Origin of the sequence: Paragemmobacter straminiformis (assembly GCF_014243445.1) — a bacterium.
GTDB classification, from domain to species: Bacteria; Pseudomonadota; Alphaproteobacteria; order Rhodobacterales; family Rhodobacteraceae; genus Paragemmobacter; species Paragemmobacter straminiformis.
Window position 1 is genome coordinate 1 of record NZ_JACLQD010000016.1, and the last position, 540, is coordinate 540.

The following is a 540-nucleotide window of genomic DNA, read 5'->3' on the forward strand; positions in this document are numbered from 1 at the left end:
TCAGACAGGTCGTCTTGCCAGAACCCGAAGGCCCCAACATCGTCAGAAACTCACCCTTCCCGATCGACAGATTCAAATCCTTAACGACTAGCGATACGCCGTCGTAGCTCTTCTGGACATGGTCGAACTGGACGAAATTTTCGGTCGTGCGAGAGGCGTCGAAAGGCATCGGGGAACCTTTGGCTAGGAAAGGGAAAGAAAGGTGCCGCCGACAGGGAGCATAAGCGGCGACACCTCGGGCCAGTCCGGTTCGTCCTTACTGGGCGGCCTTGCGCTTGCCTTTGACGATGAGGTGTTCGGGTCCGTAGGGGAAGCCGGTGATGTTGCGGTTTCCGCCTTCGGTGATGACGAGGATGTCATGCTCGCGGTAGCCGCCCGCGCCCGCCATGTGGTTGGGGATGGTGATCATCGGTTCCATCGACACGACCATGCCGGGTTCCAGGACGGTGTCGCAATCCTCGCGCAGTTCCAGCCCCGCCTCGCGGCCGTAGTAGTGGCAAAGCACGCCGAAGGAATGGCCGTAGCCGAAGCTGCGGTATT

General features: G+C 60.0%; 2 protein-coding genes. Both read right to left on the bottom strand.

Features of this window, described 5'->3' with window-relative positions; genetic code table 11:
• Positions 1-169: ATP-binding cassette domain-containing protein (locus tag H7F16_RS19790; RefSeq protein ID WP_338402040.1), on the bottom strand; the 169-nt coding region annotated here is incomplete at its 3' end.
• A gap of 87 nt (positions 170-256) precedes the next feature.
• A partial coding sequence (locus H7F16_RS19495; protein WP_185799312.1) for a M24 family metallopeptidase occupies positions 257-540 on the bottom strand: 284 nt, incomplete at its 5' end.